Source organism: Paenibacillus sp. FSL R5-0744, from assembly GCF_037972555.1.
Classification (GTDB): Bacteria; Bacillota; Bacilli; order Paenibacillales; family Paenibacillaceae; genus Paenibacillus_AQ.
On the sequence record NZ_CP150228.1, the window covers coordinates 4,773,704 to 4,798,378 of the forward strand.

25 protein-coding genes, 1 riboswitch and 1 other annotated feature are annotated in these 24,675 nt (G+C 43.8%); of the genes, 9 read left to right on the plus strand and 16 right to left on the minus strand.

Annotated elements, in window-relative coordinates:
• Positions 1 to 31 precede the first annotated feature (31 nt).
• Positions 32 to 931 (plus strand): polysaccharide deacetylase family protein, encoded by a 900-nt coding sequence (locus MKY19_RS21145; protein WP_339804426.1) that lies wholly within the window; start codon positions 32 to 34, stop codon positions 929 to 931.
• Positions 932 to 1,028: 97 nt separating this feature from the next.
• Here MKY19_RS21145 and MKY19_RS21150 read toward each other — a convergent pair whose 3' ends face one another.
• The 3 genes from MKY19_RS21150 to MKY19_RS21160 are packed head-to-tail and all read right to left on the minus strand — an operon-like array spanning position 1,029 to position 2,826.
• Positions 1,029 to 1,910: a metallophosphoesterase gene (locus MKY19_RS21150; protein WP_339797464.1), complete on the minus strand. Its 882-nt coding sequence runs from the start codon at positions 1,908 to 1,910 to the stop codon at positions 1,029 to 1,031.
• Entirely contained in the window at positions 1,868 to 2,236 is a 369-nt protein-coding gene (locus tag MKY19_RS21155; RefSeq protein ID WP_042190231.1) for a hypothetical protein, read from the minus strand. The genes MKY19_RS21150 and MKY19_RS21155 overlap by 43 nt, the downstream gene beginning before the upstream one ends.
• The gene (locus tag MKY19_RS21160; RefSeq protein ID WP_339797468.1) at positions 2,233 to 2,826 is read right to left on the minus strand and encodes a CPBP family intramembrane glutamic endopeptidase; all 594 of its coding nucleotides are present in this window, start codon (positions 2,824 to 2,826) and stop codon (positions 2,233 to 2,235) included. Before MKY19_RS21160 ends, MKY19_RS21155 begins: the two co-directional genes overlap by 4 nt.
• A 115-nt stretch (positions 2,827 to 2,941) precedes the next feature.
• Between MKY19_RS21160 and MKY19_RS21165 the strand changes: the two genes are divergently transcribed.
• Both MKY19_RS21165 and serA read left to right on the plus strand, forming a co-directional pair.
• A complete protein-coding gene (locus MKY19_RS21165) occupies positions 2,942 to 3,853 on the plus strand; it encodes a hypothetical protein (RefSeq protein ID WP_042190235.1) in 912 nt (303 codons plus the stop codon).
• Positions 3,854 to 3,963: 110 nt separating this feature from the next.
• Positions 3,964 to 4,194, plus strand: a binding site (T-box leader).
• A gap of 246 nt (positions 4,195 to 4,440) precedes the next feature.
• On the plus strand, positions 4,441 to 6,033 hold the full coding sequence (serA, locus tag MKY19_RS21170; protein ID WP_076284555.1) for a phosphoglycerate dehydrogenase: 1,593 nt from the start codon (positions 4,441 to 4,443) through the stop codon (positions 6,031 to 6,033).
• A 72-nt stretch (positions 6,034 to 6,105) separates the two neighbouring features.
• Here serA and MKY19_RS21175 read toward each other — a convergent pair whose 3' ends face one another.
• Positions 6,106 to 6,939, minus strand: a complete 834-nt coding sequence (locus MKY19_RS21175; protein ID WP_339797472.1) for an SDR family NAD(P)-dependent oxidoreductase — start codon at positions 6,937 to 6,939, stop codon at positions 6,106 to 6,108.
• Positions 6,940 to 7,112: 173 nt separating this feature from the next.
• On the opposite strand from MKY19_RS21175, the gene MKY19_RS21180 reads away from it, so the two are divergent.
• The 6 genes from MKY19_RS21180 to MKY19_RS21205 all read left to right on the plus strand — a co-directional run bounded on the left by MKY19_RS21180 (position 7,113) and on the right by MKY19_RS21205 (position 13,304).
• On the plus strand, positions 7,113 to 8,069 hold the full coding sequence (locus tag MKY19_RS21180) for a YafY family protein (protein WP_339797475.1): 957 nt from the start codon (positions 7,113 to 7,115) through the stop codon (positions 8,067 to 8,069).
• 122 nt (positions 8,070 to 8,191) lie between these two features.
• Positions 8,192 to 9,442: a HAMP domain-containing methyl-accepting chemotaxis protein gene (locus MKY19_RS21185; protein WP_042190241.1), complete on the plus strand. Its 1,251-nt coding sequence runs from the start codon at positions 8,192 to 8,194 to the stop codon at positions 9,440 to 9,442.
• 191 nt (positions 9,443 to 9,633) lie between these two features.
• A riboswitch (cyclic di-GMP riboswitch) is annotated at positions 9,634 to 9,729 on the plus strand.
• A 118-nt stretch (positions 9,730 to 9,847) separates the two neighbouring features.
• Positions 9,848 to 11,491: a thiamine pyrophosphate-binding protein gene (locus tag MKY19_RS21190; protein WP_052404378.1), complete on the plus strand. Its 1,644-nt coding sequence runs from the start codon at positions 9,848 to 9,850 to the stop codon at positions 11,489 to 11,491.
• 10 nt (positions 11,492 to 11,501) lie between these two features.
• A complete protein-coding gene (locus tag MKY19_RS21195) occupies positions 11,502 to 11,870 on the plus strand; it encodes a carboxymuconolactone decarboxylase family protein (protein ID WP_042129622.1) in 369 nt (122 codons plus the stop codon).
• A gap of 39 nt (positions 11,871 to 11,909) precedes the next feature.
• Positions 11,910 to 12,260 carry a hypothetical protein gene (locus MKY19_RS21200; RefSeq protein WP_042190245.1) on the plus strand — a complete coding sequence of 117 codons (351 nt, stop codon included), beginning with the start codon at positions 11,910 to 11,912 and terminating at the stop codon, positions 12,258 to 12,260.
• A gap of 51 nt (positions 12,261 to 12,311) precedes the next feature.
• Positions 12,312 to 13,304: a 3-oxoacyl-[acyl-carrier-protein] synthase III C-terminal domain-containing protein gene (locus MKY19_RS21205; RefSeq protein ID WP_339797478.1), complete on the plus strand. Its 993-nt coding sequence runs from the start codon at positions 12,312 to 12,314 to the stop codon at positions 13,302 to 13,304.
• Between the two features lie 70 nt (positions 13,305 to 13,374).
• Here the strand turns inward: MKY19_RS21205 and MKY19_RS21210 are convergent, their stop codons facing one another.
• The 12 genes from MKY19_RS21210 to MKY19_RS21265 form a co-directional block, all read right to left on the minus strand.
• Positions 13,375 to 13,590 carry a DNA-binding protein gene (locus MKY19_RS21210; RefSeq protein WP_339242753.1) on the minus strand — a complete coding sequence of 72 codons (216 nt, stop codon included), beginning with the start codon at positions 13,588 to 13,590 and terminating at the stop codon, positions 13,375 to 13,377.
• A 14-nt stretch (positions 13,591 to 13,604) separates the two neighbouring features.
• The gene (glpK, locus tag MKY19_RS21215) at positions 13,605 to 15,098 is read right to left on the minus strand and encodes a glycerol kinase GlpK (protein ID WP_339797482.1); all 1,494 of its coding nucleotides are present in this window, start codon (positions 15,096 to 15,098) and stop codon (positions 13,605 to 13,607) included.
• 118 nt (positions 15,099 to 15,216) lie between these two features.
• Positions 15,217 to 16,653 (minus strand): ATP-binding protein, encoded by a 1,437-nt coding sequence (locus tag MKY19_RS21220; protein ID WP_076284549.1) that lies wholly within the window; start codon positions 16,651 to 16,653, stop codon positions 15,217 to 15,219.
• A complete protein-coding gene (locus tag MKY19_RS21225; RefSeq protein WP_036676174.1) occupies positions 16,654 to 17,370 on the minus strand; it encodes a response regulator transcription factor in 717 nt (238 codons plus the stop codon).
• A 77-nt stretch (positions 17,371 to 17,447) separates the two neighbouring features.
• Positions 17,448 to 18,710: a cytochrome c biogenesis protein CcsA gene (ccsA, locus tag MKY19_RS21230; RefSeq protein WP_042190256.1), complete on the minus strand. Its 1,263-nt coding sequence runs from the start codon at positions 18,708 to 18,710 to the stop codon at positions 17,448 to 17,450.
• A complete protein-coding gene (locus MKY19_RS21235) occupies positions 18,707 to 20,392 on the minus strand; it encodes a cytochrome c biogenesis protein ResB (RefSeq protein WP_076284548.1) in 1,686 nt (561 codons plus the stop codon). Before MKY19_RS21235 ends, ccsA begins: the two co-directional genes overlap by 4 nt.
• Entirely contained in the window at positions 20,392 to 20,913 is a 522-nt protein-coding gene (locus MKY19_RS21240) for a redoxin domain-containing protein (RefSeq protein WP_042190261.1), read from the minus strand. Before MKY19_RS21240 ends, MKY19_RS21235 begins: the two co-directional genes overlap by 1 nt.
• A gap of 120 nt (positions 20,914 to 21,033) precedes the next feature.
• Positions 21,034 to 21,792: a pseudouridine synthase gene (locus tag MKY19_RS21245; protein ID WP_036676166.1), complete on the minus strand. Its 759-nt coding sequence runs from the start codon at positions 21,790 to 21,792 to the stop codon at positions 21,034 to 21,036.
• Between the two features lie 20 nt (positions 21,793 to 21,812).
• Positions 21,813 to 22,157 (minus strand): N-acetylmuramoyl-L-alanine amidase, encoded by a 345-nt coding sequence (locus tag MKY19_RS21250; protein ID WP_339797487.1) that lies wholly within the window; start codon positions 22,155 to 22,157, stop codon positions 21,813 to 21,815.
• 66 nt (positions 22,158 to 22,223) lie between these two features.
• Complete coding sequence (locus MKY19_RS21255) at positions 22,224 to 22,757, minus strand: spore maturation protein (RefSeq protein ID WP_143759457.1); 534 nt, start codon at positions 22,755 to 22,757, stop codon at positions 22,224 to 22,226.
• A gap of 7 nt (positions 22,758 to 22,764) precedes the next feature.
• Positions 22,765 to 23,430: a nucleoside recognition domain-containing protein gene (locus MKY19_RS21260; protein WP_076284546.1), complete on the minus strand. Its 666-nt coding sequence runs from the start codon at positions 23,428 to 23,430 to the stop codon at positions 22,765 to 22,767.
• 35 nt (positions 23,431 to 23,465) lie between these two features.
• A complete protein-coding gene (locus MKY19_RS21265) occupies positions 23,466 to 24,665 on the minus strand; it encodes a D-alanyl-D-alanine carboxypeptidase family protein (RefSeq protein WP_339266213.1) in 1,200 nt (399 codons plus the stop codon).
• Between the last annotated feature and the right edge of the window lie 10 nt (positions 24,666 to 24,675).

The window sequence follows — 24,675 nt, forward strand, 5'->3', positions numbered from 1 at the left end:
AACCTAATAAGAAGAAAGCGAGTTGAAAAAAGTGGGTAAAATGACATCAGTGCTCCTACTGGCTACCTTACTGCTGACAGCCTGTGGCAACAGCGGTGCGAATGGAAAGACAGCCGATGATACAAACACCACAAACAATACGCCTACGGCGGCAGCTACACAGAGCGCAGAAACTACAGCGCCTTCCCCTGAAGTTACAGCCAGCCCTAGCCCTGAAGCGTCAGCAGATGGAGGAACTACAGGTAGTAATAATACAGCCAGTAAGGATGAAGCCTCCGCTGAAATTCCACTGCTGTACCATATGAACAAAAATTACGACATCGTCCCAAATGAGGAAACTACAAATAAAAAAGTCGTGTTACTCACTTTTGATGACGGTCCCAAAGATGCGGAAATGATTAATCCGTTAATGGATGTTCTGGACAAACATCAGGCCAAAGCGATCTTCTTCGTGAATGGATACCGCGTTAAAGCGCATCCCGAGCTTCTAGAGTTAATTCATAACCGCGGAGGGATTATCGGCAACCATAGCTGGGATCATATTGTGTTGAAGGACAAGTCTTACACTGAGGTCAAAAAGCAAATCGAAGACGTTCAAAATGCGGTCAAGGAGATTATTGGTGAAGCCCCTCAGTTTTTCCGTCCCCCACATGGTGCTGGCGGAGATGTAGGGAAGAAGATTTCCGCTGAGAATGGGATGTTGTATATGACCTGGTCCAATGGATCACTGGACTGGGAAATGAAAGAGAAAGAAACCGGAAAAACAGATAAGTTAATCAAAAATGTGACGGATCAATTGCATTCTGGCAGTAATATTCTGATGCATGAGCTACCTTGGACAGTTGAAGCGTTGGATAAACTGCTTACTACTCTTGAAGGCAAGGGCTATAGCTTTGTAGATCCTCGCAGTATTGAGCTTAAGATGCGCTAATTCCTAATTAGGATAAATAAAAACAGGTAATCCCCTTGATGGAAAGGAGATTACCTGTTTTTTTGTCCACCCGTTCAAGCGGTACAAAGACAGCTTTCTAATGTTTCTCTTTTCGGAGTGTTAGCACGTGCATCTCAGCAGGACTTCCCCAGCGGATCGGCAAGTGAGAGGTTCCAAACCCTCTGCTAATCAGCAGCTTCGCATCCCTCCCTGTCCCATCTCTTCTGGGCCATTGAAACATTCCTGCATCATATTTATGATAGAAATTTTCCACATGCCTTTGACCCAAAAAAGGAAGAATGACCTGCCCTCCATGCGTGTGGCCTGCTAATATCAGATCCGCTGGCACACTTTGACGTTTGGACAACCAGAGCGGATCGTGAACAAGAATGATACGACAAGTGTTATTTAGTGAAGAAGCACGTGACGTTAATCCAGGTAATGGACGATAAGAAGTGTTACCACCCTTTTTCGGAAAATCCACTCCCGTTAACCAAAGAGAAGCTCCCTCACGTTCAATACGCACATTCTCATCCATTAACAGCTTTGCACCACTGCCCCGGATAATCTGATCAACTAGTGAAATATCAGCTCGATAATCATGATTTCCATGTACTACATAGGTAGGAGCAATAGAAGTCACTAAAGTCATATTATCAGTCAGTCGATCCAGAGGACTGTTTTTTTCTGTTAGATCACCACCTAATAAAACAGCACCCACCGTTCCCTTTAACGGAGTCAGCAGTGCTGTTGGAAGGCGGCGGCGATGGATGTCAGTTATAAATAAGAGACGAAACCCATCAAACTCATCTGGGAGCGACTTCAAAATTATTTCCTCGGTAATAATTCTATTTCTAAAGGCGTTACTCACCATAATCACAGCAATGATTAGTGCAATCAAAAGCACAACCACAACCAATCCCCAAATCCAAAAAATCACCATAAAGTACTCAAAGGCGGCGCCCCTTCGATTCCCCACCAGAGGAGCGCCACCAGCAATATTACAAAGATGAAAATCAGAGAGTTAACAAACATTTTACTAAGCCGAACACGTTCTGATGAATACGTATCCGAACGTGATGGAACAGATTCTTCCTGCTCTTTGTTTCCAGCGTTAGATCCCTTCGCAGAAGCTGCCGGACGGCGCGCTTTCCTTGATAAAGTTGCCGTTGTTGTCCGGGAATGATTGCTCTTTCTAGGAGCCCCCTCCGATCGCGGATTCGTTTTTTTACTTTTGCCAGAAGTTTTGCCTTCGCCACTGCGCTTTTTCTGACGAGACTTCAACCGGCTCAATTCCTCACTCATGATTCCCTCCTGTAGCGGATCACCAGACCAGAGAAAAGGTCGATGAAGAAATGACAAAGTATAGGTGCCCATAGGCTTCCTGATTGAATGTATATATATCCAAGACCATAGCTGCTTAAGAATACCCATCCGGTAGGTACAAAGTGGCGCAAATAGCGAACATGAATAAGAGCAAACAAAATACTAGTCCAATATGGACCAATGGAATACTGAATGGCTCCTCTGAACAGAAACTCTTCACAGATCGATACCATAGCTGCAATTACAACAATGTGCCATACGGGCCGGTTTCGAAATAAAAGGTCGTTTATTCCCCCGTCATCCATACTTTCTTCAGGTACAATATGAGTCAATAAATAATCAACTACCAGCATTACAGCAGCAAGTCCAAGACCCCATGCCACAAAATGTACGTTTTCTGGAAAAATTAATAGCTGAAAAGGATTTCTTTTCTGAAATAATATCCATATCAAACCGATAATTAATGTAAGCCCCTGAGTAATGTAGAGATTGAGGAGCAGAAGACGGTCTGTTAACTGACCTGGCTCTACTTTTTTTATCTTAATCTCGCCAAATTTGAATTTTTTCATCGTGACCTGCCTGTTCTTTAATTTTTTGGGGCAGCTCCGAAAGAGAAACCGTCCATAATGTTGCTATCAATACATAATACATAGGATAATTCCCCCAGAAAAAGGAGCACTTATTATGAGCCAACGTAACTCCCGTACACAAATGTTGTACACTCTATTTTTTTTGTTTTTCCTTATTTGCGCCTTCGCCGCATTTTTCACAGGCGTCAAGGTTGGCGCAGACAAAACGGAAGCTAAATATGAGCAACAAAAGAGCAGTAATGGATATGGATTAGAAGAATTCACGGGCTCTTACCAACAGAAGGATCTTGTTACTTTCTATCATAACGTATTTTTGCCTTATCGGGAATTCAAGCAGAATTGGAACACACAAGTGGACAAGTTGGCACGCAGTACAGATGCCCGTGTAAATGCAGCAGCTATGAAGAATCTTAGCCTTCTAGCAGATAAGCAATATGAAAGAGTTAACCAGGACTCTATCTTTTCCGACTCTCCCTTATTACATCAATCACAGCTAAACATACTCAAAAGCTTAACTTTATTCTCAAAAGCTTCTGGTGAAATAAGTGCAAGTGCATCTGGTGCAGAGACGGCAAAATTGCTGAAAAATGATCCTTATACTGCCGGTGCGGTTAAATTCGGATTGCTCGCACAAAAGAACTTTTATGATTCTATGCTAAAGTGGGGCTCTAAGACAAACCAGAAAATCCCTTCTGTTGCTGGTGAGCTAAAGACCATGTCCTTTATCCAGTGGAAAAAAATGCCTCTTCTTCAAAAGAACGCATCCATCGCTGATATGATGTTAAATCGCGGAATTTTTGCAGCCTACGATCCTCAGGACATTACTGCAAAAATAGACGATTTGATACATTCTGGTACAGCCAGTTCATTGAATCTTACGGATGTTCAGTCCTCAGTAACCCTGCTTATTTCCACAGGTGCTATACAGGTAGAGGATTTTATGAAGTGGCGAGAGCAGTACTATAGCAAGGAGACGATTCCACAGCTCCCGTTTTTTTATGAATAGAACCAGTCATTGAATCATAACGAAAAATGAAGTTCACTTCAAGAAAGCCTACTTTCAAAGCCTATTGACACATCTACATTACCGTGTTACATTATGAAAAAATTAATCAATCAAAAACGATGATGGAACAAAGATTCTGGAAGTCTTCAGAGAGCCGGTGGTTGGTGTAAACCGGTGACAAACAGATGTCTTTAGCACTCCTGAGATATTGTATCGAACCTTAAAGTAGGTGCAATCGGATCAACTCCGTTACCAGTGTGGCCTTTGCAGGCCAATGAGGCTGCTTCTTCCAAGTTGCAGTGAATTAGGGTGGTACCACGAAGATAACTCTCGTCCCTTACTACGGCAGTAGTATGGGGGTCGGGAGTTTTTTTAATTTCTAAATACCTAATCTATACTATCCTTTTGCCCAAAGTTACCGATTCCGCGGCATTTCTGCACGCAGCTTCTTTTATGCGACACCGCGTTGATCTACTATTATCACATGTTTTTTCTCTACTAGTTCGTGAATCTTCAGGTATTGTGGATTGCCCAAAAAGGCGTCCTCGACATATAAAGCTTTTCAACTTTAAGGGGGATAAGAAACCATGTTTAAAGTATTAGTATCGGATCCAATCAGTGATTTGGGCATTCAGCAATTGATGGACGCAGAAGATGTAGTTGTTGACAAAAAAACAGGACTCAGCGAAGACGAACTCATTGCAATTATCGGTGAATACGATGGTCTCCTTGTCCGCAGTCAAACTACTGTAACAGACAAAATCATCGAAGCAGGAAAAAATCTAAAAGTAATTGGTCGTGCAGGTGTTGGTGTAGATAATATCAAACTGGATGCTGCAACAAAGCGTGGTATTGTTGTAATCAATGCTCCTGATGGAAATACAATTACGACTTGTGAGCATGCTTTCGCAATGATGATGGCTCTGGCCCGTCATATTCCACAAGCTTATGCAAAAACAATCGGTGGAACCTGGGATAGAAAAACATTCGTAGGTGTAGAGCTTCGTGGCAAAACTTTAGGTGTACTCGGAATGGGCAGAATCGGTAGCGAAGTGGCTAAACGTGCTAAAGCTTTCGGTATGGAAATTCTTGCTTTCGATCCTTTCCTAACAGCTGAACGTGCTGAAAAGATGGAAGTTAAATTGGCTTCCGTAGACGATGTTGTTCGCGGAGCAGACTTCATTACTGTGCACACTCCACTTACTCCGGAAACACGCCATATGATTTCTCGCCCACAATTCGAAGTGATGAAAAAGGGAATGCGCATCATCAACTGTGCACGTGGTGGTGTAATTGATGAAATGGCATTAGTAGAAGCTATAGATAGCGGTATTGTTGCTGGCGCTGCGTTCGACGTATTTGAGAAAGAGCCGCCGCAAGCAGATCATCCTTTCCTGTCTCATCCAAAAATCATCGTGACTCCTCACCTTGGCGCTTCTACGATTGAAGCTCAAGAAAATGTGGCGATCGATGTTTCGGAGCAAGTGTTGCATATTCTGCGTAATGAACCGTTCATTAACGCGGTCAACATTCCTCCAGTGGCTCCAAGTGTAATGAATAAGCTTCAACCTTACTTCACGCTTGGGGAAAAACTGGGCAGCTTTGTTACCCAAATTGCAGCTGCTGCTATCCGTGAGATCCATGTTGAATACGCTGGTGATCTTTCGGATGTAGATACCCAACCACTAACCCGCTACATTGTAAAAGGTGTGCTCTCCCGCCACTTTGCAGAGGACGTTAATATCGTAAACTCCATGCATTTAGCAAAAACACGCGACGTGAACGTAGTAATAACTAAAGCTTCTAAAACTAAAGGCTTTACCAATCTGATTACTGTTACTCTAAAAGCTGATCGTGACCAAGAGTATCTTGTGGCCGGCACCCTGCTGCAAGGTTATGGAGAACGGATTGTTCAAGTGAATAAGTTCCCAGTTGATATTGCTCCTGAAGGTCATCAAATCTTTGTATCCCATAACGACAAAGTAGGGATTATCGGACTCGTGGGTACATTGCTTGGTGAGAACGATGTAAACATCGCTTCCATGCAAGTGGGACGTAAAATTGTTGGGGGCGCTGCAATCATGCTGCTGACCGTTGACAAAGCCGTTCCTAAGCAAGTCCTTGTGAAACTCGCTGGTTTACCAGAAATTAACACCGCTGAAGAAATCATCCTTCTTTAATCTATAATTTAGAAAGGCCATTCCAGAATGTACTGGAGTGGCCTTTCTTATATTTTACGAATCTCTTTCTTCCTATATTATGAACGAAGGGATTATCCTTCCATCAATATCAGTAAAACCATACTTTTCAGCAAGCTTTCCAACCAGCTGCGGCTCACCGGACATAGACATAACCTCTGGATCAGCGGCTAGTGCAGTCACTGCTCGACCAATATATGTCGTCGATTCACTCATTTTCAGTTCCTCAACTTCTTGCCAATGTTCCTCATCTGTATTCATGGCTTCTAGAACCGCTTCTGTTCTCATCCATCCAGGTGAAAGTGGCATAACCGCAATGCCATCATCCTTTAACTCCTTCGACAATCCGAAAGCCATACGTAAAAGTGCATTTTTAGAAAGATCATAATAAAAGTTGCCTAAATATTTATAATGATCCCAGAAGGTTGTATGGATAATTAGACCACCAGTTTTTGCCTTGCGCATCAAGGGAATTGCGTAATAATTTGTGATCATCTGTGCTCTCACACCGGCATTAAACATATTGTCCCAATGAGCTGTAGGCAGCTCCCAAAAAGGCTTCTGCTCGATAGCTAAATCATTGCCTCCCCATACGTTGTTAACTAAGATATCGAGCCGACCTTGCTCTTCAGCGATCTGGCGGATCACTGCTTCTGTTTCTTGATCCTTCGTATGGTCACATCGTATTACCGCACCAGAACCTCCACTCTCTTTTATTTCTCTAAGTACGCTATCTATACTCCCCTTAATATGTTCTGTGACGGATACATCTGTGGTCCTCCCTGTAATATAGACAAAAGCTCCTCTTCTCGCTAATTCTAAAGCGATCCCCCTCCCAGCACCTCTGCTGCTCCCGGTAACCAATGCGACTTTCCCTTTCAATGTCATAGCCCTCAACCCTTTCCACATGAGTTCGGATTTCAATATTCTGTGAATATTCCTTACGTTTTATAAGTATAACCCGTATATATGACATCAACTGACATATATAATATAATCATAATTTAGAAATGATTAATGGTGATCGTCTAATCAATAATTCGAGGAGGTACAATAGCCTAATGAGAGCCGACCGTTTGTTATCAATATTACTTCTGTTGCAAAATCGTGGAAAAATGACTTCTAGAGAATTGGCCCAAACACTCGAGGTATCAGAACGAACTGTGTTTCGTGATATGGAAGCATTAAGCGCTTCAGGAATACCCATTTTAGCTGAACGTGGTCGTGAAGGAGGCTGGATGCTTACTGAAGGGTACCGAACCTCCCTAACGGGAATGAAGCCACAAGAGATTGGTTCACTGCTTCTGTCCGCTGACGCATCTATAATGAAGGATCTGGGGATACAAGACGACTACTCTTCCGCTGTTCTCAAACTAGAGGCTGCATCCTCACATCGACTTAGTAACCCAGCAAATTACCTAAGCGAGCGTATTCATATTGATGGCGCCAGTTGGCATCCTTCGGATGAGACTTATCCGTTCCTTTCTGTACTGCAGAGAGCACTTTGGGAGGATCGCAAAGTAAAAATCACTTATCTCCGGAGCAACGAGACAACGGTCCGTTTCATTGAACCTCTTGGGTTAGTTGCAAAACGCGGTGTATGGTATGTCGTAGCCAAAAGCAAAGATGAACTACGGACCTTTCGTGTGTCCAGATTAGTTAACGTTGAGGAGACTCATGAGTGGTTTAAAAGACCTGATGCCTTTGATTTAAAACAGTACTGGGAAGAGTCCACCACGGCCTTTAAAGCAGCACTGCCAAAGTATCAAGTAAAGCTAAGGGTTAGAACATCTGTCTTAAAAGAATTACAGCGAGAAAGATTCGTCACTGTCCAATTGATAGAGCCAACAAGCAATGCAGAGTGGGTGAACGTAGATGCCGAATTTAATACGATCGAGTCGGCCTGCCGGATAATCCTTTCTTTTAGTCCCTCGGTTATTGTACTTTCACCGCAAGAACTTTTAGAGATGGTAAAGTCTGCTATCGCAAAAATTTCCGCTATTTATGAGGATTTTTGACACGAAATCTAAAGAACTACTCCGAAAAGAAGATTTATGTCAGTTCTTACTATAGACCAATCACCTTTAAATCCCATATAATAACACCAATACATAATATTAATAAGGAGGACATTATACCAATGAACTGGATGCATAAACTTCCGTTAAAACAAAGAATTGTTGCCGGATGTTACCTCGTTGCCGCACTATTTGCCATTCCTGTTTTAGTTACTTTTATGATCTTAGGCAACATTATTTTGGGTATTGTTCTAATCGTAGTTCTTGCTGCTCTAACTTTCCCCGTGGCCCGCTTTATCGAGAGAACGCTTACATCTTCTTTTGATGACATCGCGAATGTATCTCATAGTATTTCAAAAGGGGATTTTACTAGTAGAGCCGATGAGAACGGGTCTATGGGGGACGTAAGTCGTTCCTTTAATACTATGATTGACAAGCTCAAGAAGATTTTGACAGAAGCATCACAAATCACTCGTCAAGTTATGGATGCAAGCCGTGGAATCGAAGATAAGAATCAGAATTTGAAAATTGTCATGGCACAGGTAGCCTCTTCGTCTAACGAGCTAGCTCTTGGTGCAAATGAAATATCTACGGATATCGCTGAAATGACAGAATCTATTAAAGATATTGAGAATAAAGTATCCAATTATACGAACTCTACGAAAGAAATGAACAGACGTTCAATACATACATTAGAACTAGTTGAACAAGGACGGCAGTCCGTTGATACTCAAGCTGAAGGCATGCGCAAAAACATCCAGGCTACTCAAAAAGTAGCTGATACTATCGAAGCCCTGTCTCATAATGCTCGCGGAATTACGATGATTACAAAAACCATCACAGAGATCGCTGAGCAGACCAACCTCTTATCGCTGAATGCCTCCATCGAAGCAGCACGCGCCGGAGAGCATGGTCGAGGATTTGCTGTAGTCGCACAGGAGGTTCGTAAACTTGCCGAGGAATCAACAGCTTCAACGAAGGAAGTCTTTGGCTTAGTTCGGAGCATCGAAACTGATATCAAACAAGCGATTGACAATATCGCTATCAACGAAGAAGTCGTACAGGTACAGAATGAGATGATCACTCAATCTGCTCATATCTTTGCTCAAATTGTGCAAAGTGTGCAGTATATTACCGAGCAAATCTCTTCCTTCTCTGCTGAAAGTGATCTGATGTTGGAAAGTGCCTTGAAAATCTCAAGTGCAATAGAGAATATCTCTGCAATCACACAGCAAACCGCTGCCGGCACCGAGGAAGTATCCGCCGCTATGAATGAACAAATTAATGCCCTGCAGTCCGTTGCTGAAGAAACTGAGAAAATGACACAGGCTGTGTTTAATCTACAGAAGACTATCCATATTTTCAAGTTTTAAGTCACTTGCAAAAATATATAAACAAGTCCAAAAACTCCTCCTAAGTTTTGACTTAGGGGGAGTTTTTTTATATCTATTATTTCATAGGTTGGACAAGACTTTCGTCAAAATTCGAGTTAATTTGCGAAAATATATTGACAAAGGTACTCTAGGAATATATTGTAAAGGAAAATTCTTCTTATAAATTTTAAAATTAATATTGGCAAAATCTTCGAAAGAGGATGACGCAAAACCATGGATCTACAGCCTCATTTTTAATCAGAGGCCATGACTGCCAGGTTGCAGAAAACCAAGACGACTGAACAATTGTTCAGTCTCTATGGCGATTTATGCCACCAACCTGTGCCCTAATTCAGAGCACAGGTTTTCTAATGTTTGATTTTAAAATAACAATCAACTTGTGAGGTGTATTTTTTGAAGACAGTCGCAGATTACATGTCGGAAGCACTACGGAACCTAGGTGTTACCCATTCCTTTGGTATTATTGGGAAATCCATTTGCCCTATTGTTCTTAAAATGGTAGATTACGGTATTGAATTTATTCCTGGGAGACATGAGTCCAGTTCCGGCTTCGAAGCAGCCGGGTATGCGCTTAAAACTGGAAAACTAGGTGTAGCTTTTGGTACTTCAGGTCCTGGTGGAACAAACCTATTAACTGCAGCAGCACATGCTAAGGCTAACAACCTACCTGTCCTATTTATTACTGGCCATCAATCTATTAAAGAGCTTGGAATTCCCCAATGTCAGGACTCTACTTCTTTTCTAGCTGATTTAGCTGATATGTTTAGACCTGCCACCTTATATAGCAAGCTTATTGAACGTGGAGATCACTTTAACACAATCTTTAATCATGCCATATCCATTGCTTTGAGCGGTAATCGTGGTCCAGTTCACCTTTGTATTCCCTTTGATGTACAAACGGAATTGCTAGAGGAATGTAATATTGTAATCCCTGAACGCGAATCACTGGTTAGCCATGCTAATATCGACCGTGTACTTGATGCTATAAATAACTCTAAGAATCCAATAATTATCGCGGGTAAAGGCGTTAACCGCTCAGGAGCACATAGTGAGCTAATTCAATTAGCGGAAACATTTAATATTCCTGTAGTTACATCTCCAGGTGGTAAAGGGGCTATAGCTTGGGATCATCCACTCTATCACGGTCCAATTGGAGTAGGCGGTTGTACCCATGGAGATGACTTGCTGAATCAAAGTGATCTATTTATCGTTCTCGGGTCACGTTTAAGTGATATGACTATTTGTAATCTTAAAAGGGAAAATCATCCTGCAACATTAATTCAGTTTGATAGCGATCCGACTTTTGTCGGAAAAATATTGTTCTCTAAAACGATTCCAGTGACTGGAGATCTACGGGACAATCTAGTTTACTATCTCAATAATATTGACACGAACAACATCACAAAACGCGAAGCACCGACAAATTCCGATTATACCGAAGAGCCTCCGATTTTACCAAACCTTTCACTTGCATCGGTCTTGAGTACGATGAGTGATTTAATTCCTTATAACAGCACAGTCTTTGTTGATGATGGAAGTCACGGTTTCCATGCTGCGAAATGGTACAAGGTTAAGAAACCGGGCAGTTTTGTTTTCGATGCTTACTTTGCTTGCATGGGTAATTCCATCGGAATGGCGATTGGTGCAAAGGTTGCTGCTCCAGAAGAAACGATCTTCTGCATTACAGGAGATGGCTGCTTTATGATGCTAGGCGCAGAGATTAACGCTGCTGTCTGCAAGGATATTCCTGTCATATTCATTGTTGTGAATAATAAACAGCTAGATATGGCTCTAAAAGGTATGGAAAAAACTACAGGACGTATTGACGGAACTATCTACGAAGTCCCTATGGATGCTGTGAAATTCGCAGAATCACTAGGCGCTAAGGGTTACAAATGTGAGACAGCGGAGGAGTTCGAAACAGCCATCAAGGACGCTGTTGCCATCAACCGTGTTGCCGTCATTGAACTGCTAACAGACCGTGATGAGGTCCCTCCGACTGCTCACCGTACTTTGAACCTAAATTAGGAGGTCACTTATGAAAGACAATGTAAACAGTGGTCTGAACCACTTCACGAATCTCTCTGGAGACTACGGAGCTAAAGCACTGGCTCCGATTAAAGAACATTTCCCCGATTTGGCTGAATTTATTATGGGGAATGCCTACGGCGATATTTTTCAACGCAACACAATCGAAGCTGACTGGAAGGAAATCGCAGTTATCTCTGCCCTGATTTCGATGGGTCAGTTTGATCAATTGGGTGTTCATTATGTCATGGCTCTTCGTGTGGGTGTTACTGTAGAACAACTCAAGGGTATTTTATTACACTTAGTACCCGCTATAGGGGCACCTAGAATCATCACCGCTTTTAATATTCTTCTCGAAACGATTGAAGAAATAAAGTAACTATTTTCAGTAAATTAAAATATCGGGAGAGATGTTAACGTGGGACAGTTTATTTTAAAGACAGACACTACTAAAAAAGTGATCAATATTGAGCTGGAAGGAACATTTTCTGAAGAAGATGGTCTGAAATCTATCCAAGCTTATCAACAAACTATTAATCCTATAACTCCAGCAGACTATGAATTACAAATCGACTGCAGAAAGCTAAACGTAACTGCACCTGATGTTGTACCTCTTTTGGAAGGTTGCTTCGTAATGTTTAAGAATGATGGATTTGTAAAAGTAAATCTAACCCTTGAGAATAACCCAATTCTTAAAATGCAGCTTGCACGTCTGGGTCGTAAAGCAGGACTAGATAACATCGAGATCATTTCCACCGTTACAGCTTAATTCTTCTTATAACTAAAAAAACTATAGAGTTTTTCAGGAGGATTCATTCATATGACCGGAATTCGTATTCAAGACATTGATATCTATCATCCTAGTAATAAAGTTGGTAACGACTTTTTTATTAAGCATTTTGACGAAAAGGGTATTGATATCCGAGGTCTACTGACCACTTTAGGTCGTGATACGCGCTATAGCATTAAGAATGAGGAAGAAAATTCTCTTACGATGGCTTTTGAGGCTGCCAGTAATGTGTTGGATAAAAATGGTCTCACTGGCGCTGATATCGATCTTATTGCCTATGCAAGTCAAACTCCTGAATATATCTTTCCTACTAACTCTTTAATGATTCACCGTTTAATTAACGGCGCATCCCATACAATTTGTATAGATAGCAACGCTAACTGTGCAGGTATGACTGCTTCCGTAGAACAGGTGAGCCGTCAAATGCAAGCCAATCCTAGAATTAAACGTGCTTTGGTCATCGGATCCGATTATGTAGCACCTCATGCAGATAAGAATGATCCTGTCTATTATGCTAACTTCGGTGATGCAGCTGCGGCAGTCCTTCTTGTGCGCGATGATAATGCGGTAGGCTTCATTGATTCTGTCTATCAAACAGACACATGCGTTTATGGCAACTCCATGTTCCCGGCTGAAGGCTTGGCTAATCTGGGTAGAAAAGGCGTAGCGGCTGGAGAATTCAATGTGAAATTCATTCCATTTGATGATTCCATTTGCGTAGATGCTGCTTCTGAATCGATTCGCACACTTCTATCTGATAACAACATAGCGCCTGAATCTATTAAAGCGGCCTGTTTCTCACAGCTTTCACTGCCTAATATCATTGGTGTTTGTGAAAAAGTGGGTATTGATCGTGAGGTTGCGGTTTACATAGGTGATGAATTCGGGTACACCTCAACCAGTAGCCCGTTTATCGCTCTACACAAAGCTATTACTACAGGAAAGATCGAACGCGGAGATAAAGTTCTGTTCTGGACAGTGGGCGCTGGATGGCAAAACGTTGCATTTGTTATTGAATATTAAGCGTTACAACCTAAAAAGCGGCAGGCCAAGGATTATCCTTAGCTTGCCGCTTTTTAGGTTGATCTGTTCTTTAGGACTCGCTGGCAAAGGATAACCCCTTTTCAGTGAGCGCACGTCGTAGTACATCAATCCCTTTTGGTCCCATCCCATGGAGCTGCAGAAGCTCTGACTCAGTGAGCTTACTGATTTGGTGAATCTGTGTATACCCAGCACCATGAAGTGCTCGGAGTGCAGGCTTAGATAGTCCACTCGGTAGATCAGATTCTGTTCCATTAAACATAGACATATGCATCTCCCTGATCACTGATATCTTTCATGTTTTTCCCAGCCCATGGTACGCGCTACAGCGTCTTTCCAGGCGTTGTAACGTCGTTCACGCTCATCTATACCCATTACAGGTGAAAAGACCCTCTCAGCTTTGTTAAAGCTTTCTAGCTGCTCTCTTGTCCAGACTCCTGAGGTTAATCCAGCCAGAAGTGCTGCTCCCAGCGCAGTCGTCTCCGCATATGTAGTTCGAGTAACTTCACTACCGAGGATATCAGACTGGAACTGCATCAGCAAATCATTACGAACCGCTCCACCATCTACACGAAGTCCGGTCAATGGCATGCCTGCATCTTTTTCCATCGCCCCAATTACATCTCTAGACTGAAATGCTAATGACTCTAACGTTGCTCTTACCAAATGCCCCGAGGTGGTTCCTCTAGTTAGACCGAAGACTGCTCCACGTGCATACATATCCCAATAAGGGGCTCCTAGTCCAGTAAAAGCAGGTACGACGACAACCCCTTCACTGTCCTCTACTTCCCGCGCTTTGTCTTCCGAGCCTGCCGGCTCCGTTATGAGTCCTAACCCCTCCTGAAGCCATTGTACAGCCGCTCCGGCTACAAACACACTGCCCTCGAGTGCATAATAGAGTTCATCCCCCATTCCCCAAGCTACAGTGGTCAACAACCCATGACTGGAGACTACAGCTTCTGTACCTGTATTCATCAGAATAAAGCATCCAGTTCCATATGTGTTTTTGGCACTGCCGGGTTCAAGACAAGTATGTCCAAACAAAGCAGCTTGTTGATCCCCCAATACAGAGTGAATAGGTATTTCTGTCCCGAACCACTGCGCGTCTGCTGCTCCAAATTCACTACCGGACATCCTCACTTCTGGCAGGATGGAGCGTGGTACATGAAGCTCCTCCATTAGCTCTTCGTCCCAGCAGCGCTCATGTAGATTATATAGCATCGTACGCGATGCATTAGTTACATCAGTAGCATGTACAGCCCCGCCAGTAAGCTTCCAGATTAGCCAGCTGTCTACTGTCCCAGCTAGTAGCTCGCCATTATTCGCCCGCTCTCGTGCGCCTTCTACATGATCAAGAATCCAGGAGAATTTTGTTGCAGAAAAATAAGCATCCACAACGAGTCCCGTCTTGCTAGCAATGAGTCCCTCTAACCCCTTACTCTTGATCTCTTCACACAGCTCTGCAGTACGTCTGTCCTGCCACACAATCGCAGGATAAATCGGCTTGCCTGTTGCTCTATCCCAGATCAGGGCCGTTTCCCTCTGATTTGTAATTCCAATGGAATATATTTCCTGAGGCGTTATCCCGCCCTGAGTAATCGCATCTCTTGCAGCTGCAAGCTGTGACGCCCAAATTTGCTCTGGGTCATGCTCCACCCAGCCAGGGTGTGGGAAAGATTGTTTAACCTCATATTGCCCTTGTGAGACGATTCTAGCGTCCTCATCGAACACTATGGCTCGTGAACTGGTAGTCCCTTGGTCTAAAGATAAAATCATTTGATGGCCTCCCAAGCATAAACAATGAGATATGTTCCACGATGAACAAGATTAATGTGTTTGTTTCAACAAAAAGCACCTCTGCTGTCAGAGGCGCTATCACACATTGTGTTTGGAATTACTGTTTTTCGACAGGAAGTCTCAGGGTAAAGGTTGTACTTTCGCCCAACTTACTGGAAGCTGAAATGGTTCCGTGATGCGACTCAACAATATTTTTAACAATCGCAAGCCCGAGTCCCGTTCCACCTGATTCTCCCCGTACACGTGCCTTATCGGCTTTGTAGAAACGATCAAATATATAAGGCAGATCTTCCTGCGGAATGCCGACGCCTTCATCCTGAATTTTAATTTCAAAATAGCGACGCCCTTCTAAGACACAAGTTCCTGTATGAACTGTGATCTTCTTGCCACCCTGCGTATGACGAAAAGCATTATCGAGCAAATTGGTTAAGACCTGCTCAAGCTTATCTTCATCCGCTGCCTTAAGAACAAGGACATCGCTCTCTTTATTTAGCTGCAGATGAATATCACGCTCTTTCGCACGTACGGAAAATTTGCGATACACTCGTTCCAGCAGTTCGTTCACATCTACTTCTGCCTTCAACATATCCGTATGTCCAGCTTCCATTCGCGCAAGGTCGAGCAGATCCTTTACAAGACGTCCCATACGGAGCGATTCATCATGAATGACCTGAATCAGTTCACTGCTTTCCTCTGGTGAAGAAGCCATGCCGTCAAGTAAAGCCTCACTATAACCTTGCATCATCGATAATGGCGTCCGAATCTCATGAGAGACGTTTGCCACGAAGTCACGGCGCATTTTTTCGAGTCGTACTTCTTCAGTCACATCACGCAGAACAGCAACCACTCCACGAATGCTACCCTCAGAATATAAAGGTGCCATATGGACGGACCACACGCCCTGCCGGACATGTACATTAGAACGCTCATCGCCGCCTTGTTTCAACGTGCTCAAAAATAAAGGACGCAGGGGAGGTGGAACATTACTCTCAGCCGTTTCCGTATGAGGTTCAATGTCACTCTCTTGTTCCCACTCTAAATCGCTCCAGCTCTCAAGTAGCGATTGACCGTGCGGATTGGTCAGAATAATCTGGCCTTCGATGTCAAAGGTGATTACAGCATCACTCATGCTGCGTAAAACACTGGATAGATGGCCCTTCTCATGATGCAGACTGCGAATATTCTCTTCCAACTCCTCAGCCATATGGTTGAAGGAAGTCGCCAATTGACCAATCTCGTCACTTGTGACCAGCGTCAGCCTTGTTCCGTATTCACCACGCCGAATGTTGTTTGCAGCCTCGATGACACGTTGCATCGGTTGAGTGATCTTGGTAAACAAGAACAACGCGAAGAATGTCGTCAAAGAAAATCCGATCATGCACGTATACATAAATAAACGTTTGATATCGCCGGAATTAGCAAAGTTGCTGTCGATATAGGGAAGTAGAAACAACCCGAGTGTAATAAGCACGACAGCGACCAGGCAGATGATCGTGACCCACAGCTTGCCGACAAGACTTCTCCAGAAGTTCACTTATTTAGGTACCTCAAGTTTGTAGCCTACACCCCATACAGTTGTAATCATCGCCGCGGATTCCGGTGATACTTTATTCAATTTTTCACGAAGACGCTTAACATGGGTATCGACTGTACGCAAATCTCCGAAAAACTCATAATTCCAAACATCTTTAAGCAGTTCTTCACGAGAGAACACTTTATCCGGTGAAATCGCCAAATAATGCAGAAGTTCGTATTCTTTCGGTGTCAGACTCACTTCTTCACCGCCAGCAGTTACTCGGTGTGCGTCATGCTCAATAATAAGATGAGTGAATACAATGTTATTACTGGAGTTGCTCTCTTTGGACAAAAATGCTGTTGCTGAAGAACGGCGCATAATGGCCTTCACGCGATAAATCACTTCGCGAGGACTAAATGGCTTCACGACATAATCATCCGCGCCCATTTCAAAGCCCTGTACACGATTAATCTCTTCGCCTTTAGCTGTAAGCATTAAGACAGGTGTCGATTTGACCCCTCTGAGTCGGGTCAGCACTTCCATTCCATCAATGCCAGGCAGCATAACATCCAGCAAAATTAGACCGTAGTCATTTGCTGTTGCTTTGCGAAGAGCGATTTCGCCATCTTCAGCTTCGTCGATTTCATAACCTTCTTTTTCAAGATACATCTTTAGCAGGCGGCGAATGCGTTCCTCATCATCCACTACCAGAATTCTGTTTAAATGATCTGCCATTTCACAACAACCCCTTCATCAAATACAGTAGAACGTAACCTTAAATCCATTGTGCTGTGTTAGCAGGTAAACTATGCTCAGTCCGTCCCCGCATAAGAATGAAGTCCGGCGATGACTAGATTAACGCCAACTAAGGTAAACATTACGACCAAAAAGCCTAGAACGGCAAGCCAGGCAGATTTTCGCCCTTGCCATCCACGAGCCAATCGTAAATGAAGATAAGCACTATAGAAGAGCCAAGTAACGAGTGCCCAGACTTCTTTGGGGTCCCATCCCCAGAATCTTCCCCAGGCTATTTGCGCCCATATCATTGCAAAAATCAAAGCGCCTAATGTGAAAATAGGAAAGCCAATGGCTATCGCCCTATACGTTATCTCATCTAGATCGCCTTCATCAATCCCCTCCATAACCGGGTGAATCGCTGCGCCTAGTGGCTTGCGTACGATCAAGCGAAGAATTCCGTAAAGGAGTAATCCGGAAAGAATCGACCAGATTACAGTATTAAACTTCCGGCCAGCATTCACACCATTCATCCATGAAGGAGCTTCAAAGAGAGGTTCTTTCATGCCAAGAAACGACTGGAAGCTTTCAATTTCGCTATTGTGAGGAGCCACAATCGGCGGCATTCGATAACTCACTTTCTCTATTGTACTATTTTCCTGCCCTGCGCTGTCAATCGTAACGTTGGGACGAACAAAAACAGTCTCATAACCTGCTCCGCGGAAAGCAAAAACTGAACCCAGAAACCCAATTATAACAATGATTGAAAAGAGAGTAAATTCAATCAGTCTCTGTTGCTTACGATCCGCCTTCTCTTTACTGGAAAAATTAACAGTCCGTAGCAGATACATCAGCCCTGCCGCAAAACCTACCGCGAAAAAGGATTCACCTAGTGCTGCCAGTGTTACGTGAATCTTGAGATAGTTCGATTGCAGGGATGGAATTAACGGCTGAACCTCCTGTGGAAATACAGCTGCGTACGCCATCACAATAATGCTAATTGGAACTGCAAACAGACCGAGAATAACTTTGCGATAGATCGCGTACATCACTGTAAAGGCTACCATAACCATCATGGATAAGAAAGTCATGAACTCATACATATTGCTGACTGGAATATGTCCTGCACCAAACCAACGTGTAAAGAAATAAATAAGATGAAAGATAAGACCTATAGAAGAAACAATAAAAGCTATTTTACCCCATCGAGCAGTATGTTCCTCTGGCTTGCGGCCCGACCACTTGCGACCCATGATAGCGATAGTGAATAACATAAACGACCCGCTGTATAATAAGAATGCGGCAATAAAGACGGCACTGCTGATATCGAGCAAGCTCATGTAAGGCCTCCTCCATTATCTATTGATTTTTCATCGACTACCATATCTACTTTTTCTAAAATAGAAACGATCTCACGACGGAAACCGAACCAATTCTTGTTCGTATGTCCTCCGAGTATTAGCTCTCCGTTTACAACGGTAAGCCAGATGCGTCTATGCTGCCAGTAAAATCCAAGGATTAAACCCAGCATCACGATTGCTGCACCTAACCATACAAAAGGCATTGCACGATCAATACGTATATTCAAGTATGTAGTCGATTCCGAAAAATCAACATCGCTCATGTTGTCCACTTCAAGCTCAAGAAATCTATTGCTGCCACCAAGCTTATCGTTAATAGCCACCTGCTGAAACTGAGACTTATCTACCTGCTTAGGAAAATAGAAGTACTGCTGCCCTTCCGCTGGCAAATTCGGTCCTTGAATCAAGAATAAGAATGCTGGTGCATTCGGATAAGGCGACTTAGATATCGGCTGACCATCCTCATTCAGTCCAAAATCCATATACTTCTCTTTTAAAGTCATCGTATAGGGTCCCGCTGTAATTGTACGCTGCGGATTCTTCATATCCAGTTTGAATTTACCGTACGACTCCCCAGTGGTGGAATTCTTAAGCACTGGCTGTACAGAACGCAGCACAGGTGTTAGATCATAATCAAACTGATACGCTTTCAATCCTTTATAATCCAAAGGTGAGTTTACTTGGATATTATGCGTTGTCACCTCAGTAAGCTGCGGTTCCTTAGTAGGATCTGCGCAATCCGCGGTACATTTATATAGCACTGCTTTAGTTTGGAATAATTTTGGAAGGATTTTTTTGCCTCGAAACTCCTCAGGCATCTCTTCATCGGTGTAGAACTCTACGGTGAATTTCTCGTTTTTTAAATAATAGGTAGTATCCGGAATCTGTGTAATTTCCCCTTGCGGGAAAGCAAGATGCTGATCCATGTTGAGACCCGGCAATCCTCTTGCCAGTACAGCAAGTAAAAAAATAATCAAACCAATATGTATTACGTAAGGCCCCCAGCGGCTGAAGCGGTGTTTTTCTGCCAGCAGAGCTCCTCCATCCGTCTTGACTCGGTAGCCCTTTTTACGCATAGGCTGAACCACCCGAGCAACCCAAGCTTCTGGTTCTTCTTGCACTTCAGTAACTAGCACAGCCTTTTGCCGAGTTAAGAACTGACGATGTTTCCGAATCTTCTGCCTAGTTAATGCCTTATATAGCGGAAGTACTCTGTCCAAACTACAAATGACTAATGAAGCACCAATCATTACGAGTAGAGTCACAAACCACCAGGATTCGTATGTATGTGAAAGTCCAAGCTTATAGTAGATGTCCCCAGCTGTTCCGTACTCCTGCTTATAATAACTCGATGCATCAATATTAAGGAAAGTACTCTCCTGAGGGAAAATGGTTCCCAGCATAGAGCCTAACAGTGTCAAAACGATTAGATATATCGCTATTTTGACAGATGAAAAAAAGTTCCAAACTCGATCAATAATGCTTGGATTAACACGCTGCGAACGACGGGCTACACCATCATAACGCATTTCCAGATTCTCGCCCCAGTCCGATTCTTTGCCAAGCGGCTTTCCGCATGCTTCACATAGAACAGTGCCTACAGGGTTCTGATGGCCACATTCACATTTGGTATTGGTTATAAAAGCCTCGCGTTCACTCATCAATCCACCAGCTTCCCAATTTGATCATCTAGTGAATCTAAATCAAGCTGGCCAATATGAATGCTGTCAATTTTACCCTTTGCATTAATAAAAAAAGTAGTGGGGAGTGGAGAAATACCATAACTTCGTACAGCGTCTCGTCCCGTGTCCATCAAAATCGGAAAATCAATATTGACTTGCTTCACAAAATTCTCGACAGTCATCTGATCTTCACCTACGTTGATTCCAATAACGACTACATCTTTGTCCTTCCATTTTTCCCATTGTGCTTGGAGAGCCGGCATTTCTTTTACACATGGCGTGCACCATGAGCCCCAGAAATTCAGCACAATAGCCTTCCCCTTATACTCGTCTAACGTATGCCCAAGTCCATCAAGACCCAGCAAATCAATGGCAGGCGCTTTACTACCTTCCTCTGGTTTTCCGCTTCCACCAAATACAGAGGAACCAATTGCATAACCACCTACTAGAACGATTAGAAACAGAATTACGATTTGAATTGGTTTTCTCGCTTTACCCACATGTAAAGCCCCCTTCTGTGACGCAACTCATACTTATGTTGTAAGGTGTGAACATCCTATGAACATTATAGCGAATTTCGTCACAGTATTAGGGGGTTTAATTGTGAATATTGTGTGTCTTTATGACTCTTTACGTGGAGTTCTTTCTTTGAGTAATCCTGCTTTGGCAATTTGCTGCAGATGGTTAATTTCATCTTTAGTCAAATGACGGTAAGATCCACGTTTAAGATTTTGCAGCATAATATCCCCGAATGAAATCCGCTTCAGACGGAGAACGGGGTGTGAAATCGCATCAAACATGCGTCGTACCTGACGGTTACGTCCCTCGTGAATCGTAATGCTGATTACTGCTTCTTTATTCGCTTCATCAATATCTTTGTACTCTACTTCGGCAGGCGCTGTCATACCATCTTCCAGCTTGATCCCAGCCTTTAGCTTGTCCAGTGCAGTACCGTGCGGAATACCCTTGACCGTAGCGTGATACGTCTTAGGTACATGATGCTTAGGATGGGTAAGCAAGTTAGCGAAATCTCCATCATTCGTTAACAGCAGCAGTCCTTCCGTATCATAATCCAGACGGCCTACAGGGTAAACCCGTTCTGTAATTCCTTTAAGGTAGTCTGTTACAACCTTGCGACCCTTTGGATCGGAAGCACTTGTAATGACTCCTTTAGGTTTGTTGAACATAATATAGATTTTGTTCTCGCCCCGGATCAGTCTACCGGAGACTTTAATAATATCTGTTGCGGGGTCCACCTTCGTGCCAAGCGTAGTTACGAGTTCCCCGTTGACTTCCACTTTACCGGCCAAAATCATTTCTTCACACTTACGTCTGGACGCCACACCTGCCTGCGCCAAAATTTTCTGTAATCTTTCCATTTTCGACTAGTCACCTCAGATTAATGATAACCATCAGAGGGATAAATCACAAGTTCATTCCATGGAAAAAATGCGCCTGGGCAGTAATTATTGTGGGGTTCGATGATTAAAGGGGAGATTTGGTAGCGCTCTACCAGTTCTAAAATGAGTTTACCTGTGGCAAATAGCTGTTCCTTCCTTCCAGATAATGGAGGAGTGCCATCTTCCCTGCTGAAATCACCTTCCAAGCAAATGTGAATATACTCCGGATCGGTCAGCAGCGGTGCTGCATAAATGGCTCCGTCCACACCAACCCAGAAATCAAAGCCTTTGCCATTAATGGAAGTACAGCGAGACTGATGCAGAATAAAACCTTTGTAGTTCATAGCGGATTGCCTCCCTCCACATTGCTGCAATAGCATATGTCGAGGAAGGAAAGGGGGTGACGCCTCCTACCCAAAAAGCAGGAGGCAGACCGCGATCGCGGCGACGAAGCCAACAACATCGGAGAATAGACCTACCTTAAGTGCATAACGTCCGTTACGCACACCAACGGCTCCAAAATAAACCGTTAATACATAGAGCGTTGTGTCCGTGCTGCCTTGTATGGTGGAGGCAATCATGCCGATTAGAGAATCCGGACCATGAACGCGAATCAGATCCGTGGTATAAGCAAGCGAGCCTGTCCCAGTGAGGGGCCGCAGAAGGCCGAGCGGCAGTACTTCTGGAGGTACGCCAAGTCCCCGCAGAGCAGGAGATATGAATCCCATTAGGAAGTCGAGTGCGCCCGATGCGCGAAAGACGCTGATCGCCACAAGCATTCCCACAAGATGAGGAATAATCGCGATTGCCGTTCCAAATCCATCCTTGGCCCCTTCAACAAATGACTCATACACCGGGACTTTACGCGTAAAAGCATAGAGCGGGATGAACGTAATCATGACCGGAATCGCCCATGCCGATAGGAGACTGATTAACTGGTACAAGTCATGCTCACCCTTTCAATGAAGAATTAGGCAGCGACGTCTTGGCCAATGGAGCAGAACCAGACTTTGCTGACGGCGGCTTTGGAGGTTTGCGCAGCAATGTCATCCTTCGGAAAAACCGGTCAGCCACTATAGCCGCAAGAGTCGCCACAGCCGTTGCGGCGAGGGTTGTGCCTACTATTCCCGCAGGATCTGCCGAATTGTAATTCAATCGGATCGCAATTAGTGTCGCGGGAATTAGCGTAATGCTTGCTGTGTTAAGCGCCAGTAAGGTACACATGGCTGGTGTGGCCGTTTCTTTATCCGGGTTGAGCTTCTGCAGCTCCTGCATCGCCTTGATCCCCATAGGTGTAGCCGCATTGCCAAGTCCAAGCAAATTAGCGCTCATGTTGGAGAGAATATATCCGATTGCAGGATGGCCCTTCGGCACATCTGGAAAGAGGAAGGCTACGATTGGCCCAAGAATCTTGGCTATTTTTTTAAGCAAACCAGCATCCTCTGCGATCCGCATGATTCCTAGCCAGAATACAAGCACACTTATTAAGCCGAAACTTACTGTAACCCCACTCTTGGCTCCGTCGAATACGGCGGCTGTAAATTCATCCATTCTGCCGTTAACGGCGGCGAACAGAAAACCGATGATGATCATTCCTAGCCAGATCCCGTTAATCATGGATACGCCTCCCTCTTCATTATTCAGCTATCTGCTTACTTGGAACTTTCACCCAATTTAAATAACGCCTTCAGTGCACTCCCTATAGCCTGAAACCAATTATCAGCAGGATAAGTGTGTGCTTGCGTTGTACTGTATTTTTTAGTATAAGCGGATTCCTCAGGTGGTAAGGACTCTCGTGTATATACTGGAACCCGGCCTATCTCCTTGCCACCTAGATCAAGAACGAGAACCCCTTGTAATCCAAAGTTTGATCTTGCAGCTTTGGCTGACGTTGCAGGGATCTGATTCAAGACAAGTTTAGTAGTCACTCTATCCTGCTCGCCTTGTCCGAGCGGATAGGCAAATTTTTTGGCTGTCACGAAAGCATAACCACTAACGGGATCCCCGCGTTCGATCATTGTTTTTAGTGGATAATGATTAAACCCGAAGTTTAGCAGTGAGGCATGATCATTCCAGTCATCCCCATCATTTATGGTCACTGCGACAAGCTGCTGGCCGTTTCTGGTCGCTGAGCTGACAAGGCAGCGTAGCGCTTTTTTGGTATATCCAGTCTTCACACCATCTGCGCCTTCATATAAGTACAGCATTTTATTTTTGTTTCTCCACTTGTAATCCCATTTCTCATTTGGATTGTCCGCAGTTTTCTCCTGTGTCTTCACAATTTGTTTAAATACAGGATTATGAAGAGCATACGCCGTCAGCACAGCTAAGTCGTTAGCACTCGAATAATGGCCTTCAGCATCTAGACCATGCGGATTAGCAAAATGAGTATTTTTTAATCCGAGCTCTTCAGCCTTATTGTTCATCAGGTATACAAACCCTTCTTCAGAACCGCCGATATGTTCAGCGATCGCTGTTGCCGCATCATTCCCAGAGCGCAGCATTAGACCATACAGCATATTTTCCAGCGTCATCTCTTCACCTTGCTGTAAATAAATTGAGGAGCCTTCTTTGGCGAAAGCATTTTTACCAACTTTGACTTTGGATGCTAAATCACCATTCTCAATTGCGACGAGGGCGGTCATTATTTTAGTCAGGCTGGCAATAAGCATCGGCTCATCTCCTCGACTGCTATACAAAATACGCCCGGATTCCACATCAATCAGCGCCGCTGCCCTTGCATGCGTAGATATGGAGCTGTTCTCCGCATGAATCAAAGTTAGCGGTGTCAGAAACAGCAGCAAAATGCTCAGTAATAAGGCGATTGGAAATTTACGGGTTATTGTCTTCATATTTATCCTC